Annotated in this window: 7 protein-coding genes; 4 read left to right on the top strand and 3 right to left on the bottom strand. The window is 53.1% G+C overall.

Annotation, left to right across the window (positions count from 1 at the left end):
• On the bottom strand, positions 1-772 hold a 772-nt coding region (galE, locus tag WLY71_RS17130; RefSeq protein ID WP_347804480.1), incomplete at its 3' end, for a UDP-glucose 4-epimerase GalE.
• A gap of 231 nt (positions 773-1003) precedes the next feature.
• On the opposite strand from galE, the gene WLY71_RS17125 reads away from it, so the two are divergent.
• Positions 1004-2632 carry a phosphoethanolamine transferase gene (locus WLY71_RS17125; protein ID WP_347804479.1) on the top strand — a complete coding sequence of 543 codons (1629 nt, stop codon included), beginning with the start codon at positions 1004-1006 and terminating at the stop codon, positions 2630-2632.
• A gap of 65 nt (positions 2633-2697) precedes the next feature.
• Here the strand turns inward: WLY71_RS17125 and WLY71_RS17120 are convergent, their stop codons facing one another.
• Both WLY71_RS17120 and WLY71_RS17115 read right to left on the bottom strand, forming a co-directional pair.
• Positions 2698-5316: a glycosyl hydrolase family 5 gene (locus WLY71_RS17120; RefSeq protein ID WP_347804478.1), complete on the bottom strand. Its 2619-nt coding sequence runs from the start codon at positions 5314-5316 to the stop codon at positions 2698-2700.
• A gap of 5 nt (positions 5317-5321) precedes the next feature.
• On the bottom strand, positions 5322-6845 hold the full coding sequence (locus WLY71_RS17115; RefSeq protein ID WP_347804477.1) for an O-antigen ligase family protein: 1524 nt from the start codon (positions 6843-6845) through the stop codon (positions 5322-5324).
• A gap of 95 nt (positions 6846-6940) precedes the next feature.
• On the opposite strand from WLY71_RS17115, the gene WLY71_RS17110 reads away from it, so the two are divergent.
• From WLY71_RS17110 to WLY71_RS17100, 3 genes are all read left to right on the top strand, one after another.
• Complete coding sequence (locus WLY71_RS17110; RefSeq protein ID WP_347804476.1) at positions 6941-8320, top strand: oligosaccharide flippase family protein; 1380 nt, start codon at positions 6941-6943, stop codon at positions 8318-8320.
• A gap of 135 nt (positions 8321-8455) precedes the next feature.
• Positions 8456-8650: a hypothetical protein gene (locus tag WLY71_RS17105; protein WP_347804475.1), complete on the top strand. Its 195-nt coding sequence runs from the start codon at positions 8456-8458 to the stop codon at positions 8648-8650.
• Positions 8647-10116, top strand: coding sequence for an FAD-dependent oxidoreductase (locus WLY71_RS17100; protein ID WP_347804474.1), 1470 nt, complete (start codon positions 8647-8649; stop codon positions 10114-10116). The genes WLY71_RS17105 and WLY71_RS17100 overlap by 4 nt, the downstream gene beginning before the upstream one ends.
• The last annotated feature ends 92 nt before the right edge of the window (positions 10117-10208 follow it).

Below are 10208 nucleotides of genomic sequence, written 5' to 3'. Positions count from 1 at the left end.
CTGAGAAACCTTGACCGTTACCGAGGTTGAACGCGGTGCTTGCACCCCCTGCCAGCAGATAATCCACGGCAAGTGCGTGAGCTGCAACGAGGTCGACAACGTGGACGTAGTCGCGAATGCAAGTGCCGTCAGGCGTGTCGTAATCACGGCCATAGACGGTGATGGTTGCGCGCCGTCCGGAGGCTGCTTGCAGGATCAGGGGCAGCAGGTGGGTTTCCGGTTCATGGCGTTCACCTAACTGTCCTTCGGGGTCTGCTCCGGCGGCGTTGAAGTAGCGCAGGCAGACCGATTTCAGCCCGTATGCGCGGTCGAAATCTTCAAGCATCTGCTCCACCATCCACTTGCTGCGTCCATAAGGGTTGATCGCGGCCTTGGGATGCTCCTCGTCGATCGGTACATACATCGGGTCACCGTAGACGGCGGCGGTCGAGGAAAAAATGAAGTTTTTAACCCCGGCGCGAACCATCGCCTGGAGCAGCGTCAGGGTGGCAGCGAAGTTGTTCTGATAGTACTTGGCAGGTTCAGCGACGGATTCGCCCACCTGTATAAAGGAGGCGAAGTGGAACACGGCATCGAAGTGGTGTCCCGCAAACAGGGCATCCAGCGCCTGTTCGTCGGCTATGTCCAGTTCTACCAATGTCCCGCCCCTCAACGCGCTGCGATACCCCGTTGAGAAATTGTCTGCCACCACAAGATCGTGACCTGCACTCAGTAGCTGCTTCACCATGTGCGAGCCGATATAACCCGCGCCACCCACCACCAAAAATTTCATCCTGATCTCCGACTATTGCTGTGCAAGCAGAGGCTGCAACGTCAGTGCGATCCGACCTGACCATTACATTAAAGGACAAGTTCGACTTTTCGCTACAAGCTTGCTGGCAATAGCCGAGACTCGCTACGTTTGGAGCGCCAAAGGAGAGAATTTTCGAGCAAGACACAGTGAGCGCGCCAATCGGAGCTACCCTTTGAGGAGGTTTGGGCATTCTGCGGGAATAATTATCAAATGAAAAACTCTGCCGGATTCAGCATAAAAGCAGAATGGCCAAATTTAGTATTGTGGTCATTTCTGCTATCACCGTTGTTTGTCAGGACGCTAACAAACTATCAATACTCTAAAATTGATTTGTTGGTCTTTTACACCCTTGGTATGTCGGTGTTATGGCTGTTGGCAATTAGATTTATTTCATCCAATCAATTCAAGGTTCACCTTGTTCTGCTACCGTTCTATTTAGTAGCAGCCATTGATCTGTTTTTGGTTTTGAATTTCAATTCGAGATTAACAGCTGCCTATATATTTATTGGCTTGACAAATCATCAGGAGGTCGGCGAATTTCTACCGACCTATTGGCAGCCCATCAGTATTGTTTTGGTGATTTTCATATTTTGCTATGGGCTTGGGTTAATAGGCCTGCATAAGCGCGAATTATATAAAAACAAAGGTGTTTTTGTTTTGGTTGTTAGCGCCTTGCTAGTGGGGTATGGGGCGTATTTCTATAAAACCGTCAAGCTTAATTCTTTCGGGAAATCTGCAGTCATGGATCTCCTTGCAAAAGATCAAAGTACGCCAGTAGGCTATTTATCGCAAATTGCCCTTACTGCAAACTTGTATTCGGGGACGGAGGAACTTATCAAGCGTCGCCGGGAGTCTGACGTAATAATAACCAGCATCTCGAATCAATCAAATATAGAAACCATTGTTTTTGTGATCGGTGAGTCATCACGGCCGCACAACTGGTCCCTCTACGGTTACAACAAGGAAACAACCCCGAATCTCGGTAAGCAGGCGGGGGTTTTCAAATTCAATCAGATCTGCACGACAGCCCCCTATACCTCGTTCGCGGTCCCTTCAATGCTGAGCCTTGAGCCTATATCGGATTGGGGCGCCATTGCGTCAACCAAATCACTGGTGAGTATTTATCGCGCAGCCGGGTACATGACCTATTGGTTGTCCGTACAGGAGGTTGATAGTTTTGGCGGAATAATTCCACAAATAGCTGCAGAGGCACAATATCGTCAATATTTTGAGAGAAGTTATGATGGTGCATTGATTGCAGAATATGAAAAAATACTAAATAAAGGCGATACAGAAAAGAAAGCCATATTCATTCATGTCAAGGGTAGTCATTTCGAATATTCACGCCGATACCCAGAGCAATTCGATAAGTTCAAGCCGTCAACAGACAGCTTCAAAGACAAAATTACCGCCGAATATGATAATAGTATTTTATATACAGACTGGCTATTAAGCATGCTTATTGATCAATTGAAGGCAAGCAAGAAACCATCCGTCTTGTTTTATTCATCGGATCATGGTGAAAACATGATGGATGATAGTAGAGGACTACTGGGGCATGGGATTGGCAATAAATACGATCTCCCGGTTTCGGCATTTATCTGGGCATCCGATAATATTTCAAGCGAGCAATCGCTCAAGCTTTTAAAATTGAAGGAAAGAGAAAGTCAGAAAATCAGCATATCCTCCTTGCCGCATACTCTTTTAAATATCACCGGGGTTTTCACGAACAAGTATAAAAGTGCGGATGATTTATTAAGTGATGATTTTGTATCGTCGAAATGTCCACATCTGCTCGGCTCAGGCTATGTTCCGTCGTTTGATTTTGACGCCCTTTGAATAGCCCTCGCGGAACAACACCGCCAAGGTGTTATTCCATCTAGTTGAGGTCGGCTGCGCATCGCCTAAGGTTGTGCTTGCGTGACGTCTTTTTTCAAGAACAACCAGTTCGACGCCTGCAAGCCGTCGAACTTGATTGTATAGCGGCCATCAAGGTAGGTCGCGGGCAGCTTCTTCATCTGCCTTTGAATGCCGTGGGTGAACAGTGTCAAGCCTTGCGGCGCCTGGATGGTTAGCGTGCCCTCGAGGGGCTCAACATAAAAAGGTATTTTGTCGCCGTCCTGGGGGATGGCACGGGTGCCTAACGAAATCAGTAAATCCTGCGATCGGCCCAAAGGCGTGTCGTCCAGACTTTGCACCACCACACTGGCGTTGGCGGTCTTCACTTGAACCTTAATGTTGCCAAGGCTGATCGATTCGCCGCCGATCCAGCCGGTAGCGGCCTGCGTGCGCGGCGTATTGATGGTGTAAACACCTTGTTTCCAATTGCGCTTTAGCTCTCCCGTGTCGGTCGTGGACTCGCTGGCATTGGCATCCAGCAGCGACTGGTCAGGGTCATGAAATTGCTGTGCATTGCCTGGGATAGCGCTCTGTTGCAACCAAGGCAATTCCGGCGTCTGTGGCATCGCGATTTCCAGCTTGCCTTTCTCCATGGCTGTGCGCAGGAAAGCAGAGCTGGCCGGTGTGATCATTCGGTTGAACAGGGTGGCTGGCGTCGGCGCGAAGACGTAGGTCGTTGTTGCTTCGTGAACGTCTGCGCGGCGATAAAGCAAGGCGGCGGCGGGCAGGGTGGCCAGCATTGCAGGGTCGTTATAGGCGTGCCAGTTGTTGGCACTCATCCCTTGGCCCCCGAATGGCTCCTGGCTGTAGGCATATTGCATCAGTGCATCCCAGCCTTGGTGACTGGCGGTGCCGGCGATATAGAGTGGCAGCGAGTGACGGTCTGGAATCGGGAAGGGCTCATTGTTCCATTCGGTGACGGTCAAGGGTTTGCCGATGACCTGGCCGGCGGCAATCCAATTCACTATGCCGTCGCTGTAGAGCGGGTTTTTCTCTATCTGCCCCGAGCCCCCGTAGCTATGGACGTCGATTACGTCGCCGGCAGTAAGGGCCGGCAGGGAGTTCAGACCATTGCGGCCCCAGCTACTGGTCGTGGCGATGGGGACTTTCACGCCTATTCCACGCAGGTGTTGAATCATGTCGATGTTGAAACGCCGCTCCAGATCGTTAAGGAACAGCTTGGAGGGGCCTGGCTCCCAGGAGCGCCAGGTCTGGTTTGCAGACAGATTGTGCTGTTTGGCAAAGGCCTCGGCCTCCGCCATATAGATGCGGTTGTGCTTGGGCAGATTCTTGTCTGGCAGCAGGGCGTTGCCGAAGTGGTTGGTGACGTCGTTTTCGTTGGTAATCAGTACGGCGGCGATCGCCGGGTCGTCTTTGTAGGCGAGGCCGGTATAGCTGTTTACATGGGTCATGTAGGCTTCGGTAAAGCGCTTCATGGCTTTTTGAATGGTGAGATTCACATAGGAATAGCCCTTGAGATAGGTAAAATTCTGCGCTTCTTTTGGCAATTCATCGAAGCCATAAATGTTGTCGTTTTCAGTAAAGACTCGCTGGACGTGCATGTCGAGCCACACATAAATGCCTTCGTCTTTCAGGCACTTGATCCACCAGTCGATTTTTTTCTGCGATTCCGGGCTCAGTTGCTGGGTGCTGCGCGTAACCCTGCCGTCGCCAAAGATGTTCGGCAAGACCCATGGCGAGTCATGGTGGTGCAGCCGTACAAGATTGAAGCCCAGTGCCGACAGGCGTTTGGCCTGCTGCTTGATTGCATCGTCTGGCGTGAGGAACAGCGTGTAGGCCGAAAGGTTGGTGCCCCAGAAACGCGCCGTAGTGTTGTCGGCAAATAGCAATTGCTCGCCGGATGCTTTGATGAAGCCGCGCTTGCCTGCAGGTTTTTCCTGAGCGTTGAGAAAGGACAAGTCGACCGGCGAGGTTTTCAAGTCGAGCTTGTCAGTCGGCCAGCTCTTTGGGTCCGACAGCCCGAAGCGCTCGGTAGTGGTCGGGCCGACCGCTACATCGCCCGAAACGCTCAAGGTGGCTGTGAAATCCTGACGACCAGTTTTGATTGTGTCCTTGTAGAAAAAAGCGCGGATCTCGGATTTGCTGCCCGGTTCAAAGTACACACCCGCCAGTGCGGGCTCGAAGCGCATTTCGATGCGTCGACCTTGTGCATTGCCCCAGGACCAGCCGCGGTTGTCGGGTAGCAAAGTGGGCTCGCCCATTTCTCCAGCGAAAAGAGCGGGGTCGAATTCGAAAACGATGCCTCCACCTGAAACGCCAGACTTCCCGCTGTGTGCATCCAGGGCAAAGTTCCAGATCAGCTTTTGCTCGTTTTGCTTCTGAATCTGCGCAGTCAAGTCGAAATCCAGCGCTTTGTTTTTACCAGCAAGGGAGTATCGATAAGGGGTGTTTACCTTGAATTCAGTGTGCAAATACGTCCATTCCCAGTTGCGCCCGAAGAACGAGAATGTCGTAGCAACTACCGGACTGCCACCACGCATCAGCGTTGGCAGGCCGTTGCGCTCATCCACACTGACGACCCAGTCCGACGCCCAGGTACGAAACGGCCAAATAGCAAACAACAGCAGGAGCAGTATCTGGGGGCGGCGCAACAACTGGATCATGGGTTCTACCTGAGTTGGAGATGGGCACTCGCCGTGACAGCCGTCGAGGTGAGCTTGAACCTGCGTGCCATCTGAGCGTAGGCCACGCCCAGTCCAGCCACCGACCAATACACCACGGGGATGACCGTGATACTGCTAACGGTAACGATGGTGATCAGGATCCCGGCCAGTGTCGCCAGAAGTGCACGTCCGAGTCGGCGTGCCTCATCGTCTTCGTTGGGGAACGAACGCATCCCCTTGCGGATGCCCTGCAGGACACTGACGAAAAAAACCACGAAAAGCGTCAAACCAATCAAACCGAACGACAGCGCTATGCCGATATAGGTGTTCACGATATCGATGATCCCCTGGCCCTGAATCATGGACTGCATTTCCGGTGTGCTGCGGAAATTGAAAGAACCCAGCCAAGGGTTGCGCTGGATAACGATCACGGCGTTATCAATCAAGCGCTGCCGGTAGGTGATATTTTCGACGTCCACCGTGCCGATAAACGGTAGCAGATCAAGCACTTTTTGCCCGCCCGGCACGACGGCCAGTAAGGGCAGGGCGAGAACTCCGGCGGCCCCCAGCAGCATCAGGCGTTTGATCGCTTTACGGCCGGTGCCGATGAACACGACGATCATGACGGCTGCACCGATCCAGGGGCCACGCGACAGCGGTGCGTACAAACCACCGGCGAGCAAAAGTGCGCCGAGGCTGCGCTGCAATTTGCTGCGTACCTCCTCCTGCAAGTACAGATAAAAGCCGATGGCCACGCTGATGACGAAGCCCAGCGCAATGGCCTGACCGGTAGTGGCGCTGGCGCGTAATGAGCCACCACGGCTCAAGTAGCCGGGATCCCATTGCATGCCCATGGCGTAGACAACCGCGCTGTACAGCTGCCAGTGCTTGGCATATTCGAAGAGACCTATAAGCGACAGCACCATGGCGGCGAGTACAAAACCGAACAGAGCGTCCTTGAAGTCGCTGAGGTTCTTCAGCGCCCGGCTGGCAACGTAGTAAGGCAAAAAAACTTCGATGAACAGGTAGAGCATTTGGCGCAAGGTGTCGGTGACGGTTGTTTCACGCAGGAAAAGCAGACTCGTCAGCAGGAGGTAGGCGGCTAACAGTTTGTCAGGCCAGGTGCGCCCGAAAGGGACCGTGTCGGCGCGTTTGCGCAGAACCAAAAAAGCCGGAAGCAACACACACAGTGCCAGCACACGAATATGGTTAAGGGCAAAAAAATAGTTGACCAGGCCGAAGCCCGGTATCTCCGCCGTGGCCGGCGGGATGAGAAACAGCAGAAGGAAAAATAGCGCCACGGGATTGCGTTCGCGAATTCGTGCGAAGGTCAAAACGATCGCGGCAATGCCTGCGTACACCCAGAAGCTGTGCGACACAAATGCCAGAAGCGTCAATACGAACCACAGATTGCGCCGACGAGTGAAATTACGGTCGGGAATCAGGTCTGCTGCTGGTCGACGTGCCATGGCAAATACGATGCCAGTAAGGACCAGAATGACGATTAACGCTCGGAAATGCTCAGGCATGGATGATTGGACTTATTGATTGATGAGCGACGGCTAGTGGAATGGTCAAACGCGACTATAGTTCCTTTTGAGCCATTGAGTCCGGGGATGATGCTATGTCGTTAGTTGATTTGTCGCCGACGTTGGGCCTTCGTAAGCGAGCGATCTCTGCCGGGGCATGGAATCTGGGGGCGCTGGTTACGTCTCAAGCCTTTCGCTTGGGCGGCAACCTGATAATGGCCCGTCTGCTGATGCCGGAGATGTTCGGCATCATGATGATCGCCATCACCGTTTCGCTGATTCTGCACATGCTTTCCGATGTCGGCTTGCGCCAGAACATCATCCAGAGTCCGCGTGGCGACGATCCGGTTTTTCTCAATACCATCTGGACCGTGCAGATCGTGCGTGGCTTTATCCTTTTTGCTTTGACACTTCTCCTCGCGGCGCTGGCCTGGTATGCACAGATCCTCAATCTGTGGTCGACCAATTCCACCTACGCCGCACCCGAGTTGCCGCTGGTATTGGCCGTGACCGGTTTCTCGGCAATCATCGTTGGTTTTCAGTCGACCAAAATCGACCTGGCAGTGCGCGCTTTCCAACAAAAGAAAGTGGTGCTCACCGAGTTTGCGTCTCAGGTCGTCGGGCTGGTGGTCATGCTGGCCATCGGTTACTTCACCAGGTCCATCTGGTCGCTGGTGATTGCAGGTCTGGTCCAATCGATGGTCAGCACGCTGCTGGGGCATTTCTGGTTTGAGGGCCCTTCTAACCGTCTACGGTGGGAGCGTACTGCGCTCGATGAATTAGTCGGCTTCGGCCGTTGGATATTGTTGTCGTCGGCAGTGGGCGTATTGGCCATGTACGGTGATCGTATCTGGTTCGGCGGCAGCATGACGACCAGCGAACTGGGCGTTTACTCCATTGCCGTGCTGATTTTGGGAGCTGTTCAGCTTGCGCTGCAAAAGATAGCCGGTGCCGTTGCCTTGCCGGCCTTCAGTGAGGCTTCAAGAACTAATGACACCGTACGGCTCCACGCTTTGTACCACCGCTTGAAATTGATGATCGATCTTGCCTGCCTGTTTCTCTGTGGACTGTTCCTGACCGGCAGTCCACTGCTCATCAGCATTTTGTACGATGAGCGTTACGCTCAGGCCGGCAACATGATGGCCATTCTTTCGCTCTCTTTTTTCACCATGCGCTACATGCTGGCGAATCAGGTCTGGATTGCCTTGGGACTCACCAAGTACCAGGCCATGGATAACATTATTCGCGTGGTCTCGTTGTGGGTGCTGCTGCCCCTGCTGCTGGCAATTGGCGGGGTCGAATATGCGATTTGGGGCGCTGCCCTGTACACGTTTCCTACGCTTATCCTGGTTTTTTATGTCAATTGTCGTCTGGGGCTGTTGAGTCTCAAGCGTGAACTGGTAGTGCTGCCAATGCTGGTGGTGGGGGCTTTGTGTGGGGAATTATTGACTGATCTTGCTAAATGGCTGATTTGATCTATTTCTCTTGATGTTTCCAAAGCTGTGGCACCGCGCCGTCATTGAGGTGTTGATGGCGGTTGCCAAAAAAATGTGACCTTGATGTGCAGTTGAAATTTCCAACGTAATCTCGGTGTCGTGGAGCTTTGAATCATGAGAGAAACTGATTTGAATACCTCTGTGATGGGGCGCAGAGGCTTCCTCCAGGCTTCTGTTCTGTTGAGTATTGGCGGTCTCACATTCGGCTTTTCCAAAGCCGTTGCCCGGCCCTCTGCTGCTAAATCCGAGTTTGTTGTCATCAACGGATGGGTGCTGCCTGCCCAGCATTTTCGGCAAACACACGCATGATCAAAGACTACCAATCGCAGAAAGAACTCCGCGACCACTATGACGTCTGCATCATCGGCGGGGGGCCGGCCGGCATTACGCTGGCCTTGCGTTTAGCCGGTAATGGTCGGCGTGTGTTGCTTGTCGAGGGTGGCGGGCACGAGTATTCGTCAGCCTCGCAGAACCTCTACAAGGTCTCATCATCAGGCCTCGAGATGTACGCTCATGAAACACGCCTGCGTTATCTTGGCGGGACCTCCAATCACTGGGCCGGGCGATGCCGTCCATTCGAAAAGTCGGACTTTACCGTAGGCCCTCCGGTGCCCGTGCCGGGCTGGCCCATCACGTTTTCCGAGATCGAGCGCAATCTGTCGGCGGCCATGGATATTGTCGATCTTCCACCGCACTCCGGATTCAAGGCTATCAATGCGACTTTGGACGGCACCGACTTTGACGCTGATCGTTTCCTGCTGAGCCCGCCGACGCGATTTGCACAAAAATATGCCAAGGAACTTAATGAGACCGAGGGGCTGGATGTCTTCATCCATTGCAATTGCGTCGATCTTGAGTTCGACAGCAAGACCGGCCGTATAGCAACGATAGTCGTCTCGGACTACCAGTTGCGTCGAGAGCGAGTCACGGCAAAACAATTCATTCTGGCGACAGGCGCGATCGAGAATGCCAGGCAGCTGCTCAGCAGCGAGTCTCTGGCAGCTGGCGGTATCGTAAGCAAGGATGGTTTCGTCGGTAGATGTTTTATGGAGCACCTGAACGTCGAAATGGGAAACTTCATCCTGAAAGACGAGCAGGGTGCAGATGCTCGGCAGGAGTTCTTCACGACCGATGCATTCGTGATGGAGCACAAGTCAGGTAAAGGGAATGTGACGGCCACGCTTGTAGCTGAAGTGAAATCTTATGGGCGAATGTCTGCCATCAAGAGCTTTTTCGAGAACCTCATTTGCGAAGTGGGTGCGGAGCGCAAGGTTGAATTTATTGCCAAGTTCGATTGCCCTGGTGATGGGGTGCTCGGCACGCTGATCGAGCAGTTTCCCAACCCCGATAGCCGCATCTCATTGCTCGACGAGCGAGATGCGTTAGGGATGAGGAAGGTCAAGATTCATTGGGAGCTAACGCCTGCAGACAGGGAAACCGTCAAGTCCATAGGGCTCGAAGTGGCAAAGTGTTTTGCCGACACAGGGCTGGGCTTCGTCAAGTTGGAAGAATATGTGTATGACGTCGATTTGCCACTGATGCTCAATCCCCATGCTCATCATATGGGGACCACGCGGATGGCGACTTCGCCTGAGTTTGGCGTGGTCGACGAGAACTGCAAAGTGTTTGGTGTCGAGAATCTTTACGTTGCCGGTAGCAGTGTTTTCGCTACAGGCGGTGCCTGTAACCCCACGATGCCCCTTTTGCAACTTGCTCTAAGGCTGGCGGATCATCTTAACCATCAGATGGGGCCCGGGGTGGGCAGATATTCCTGAGGGGGAGCATGTGTGGATTATTTGAGTGTTTGATTTTAGGGAAGCGTCTACTCTTAGGGTAGTGGTAATGAAGAATCAGGGTGTATCTAACC

Origin of the sequence: Pseudomonas rossensis (assembly GCF_039888995.1) — a bacterium.
GTDB lineage: Bacteria > Pseudomonadota > Gammaproteobacteria > Pseudomonadales > Pseudomonadaceae > Aquipseudomonas > Aquipseudomonas rossensis.
This window is presented reverse-complemented; position numbering and strand designations above follow the sequence as displayed.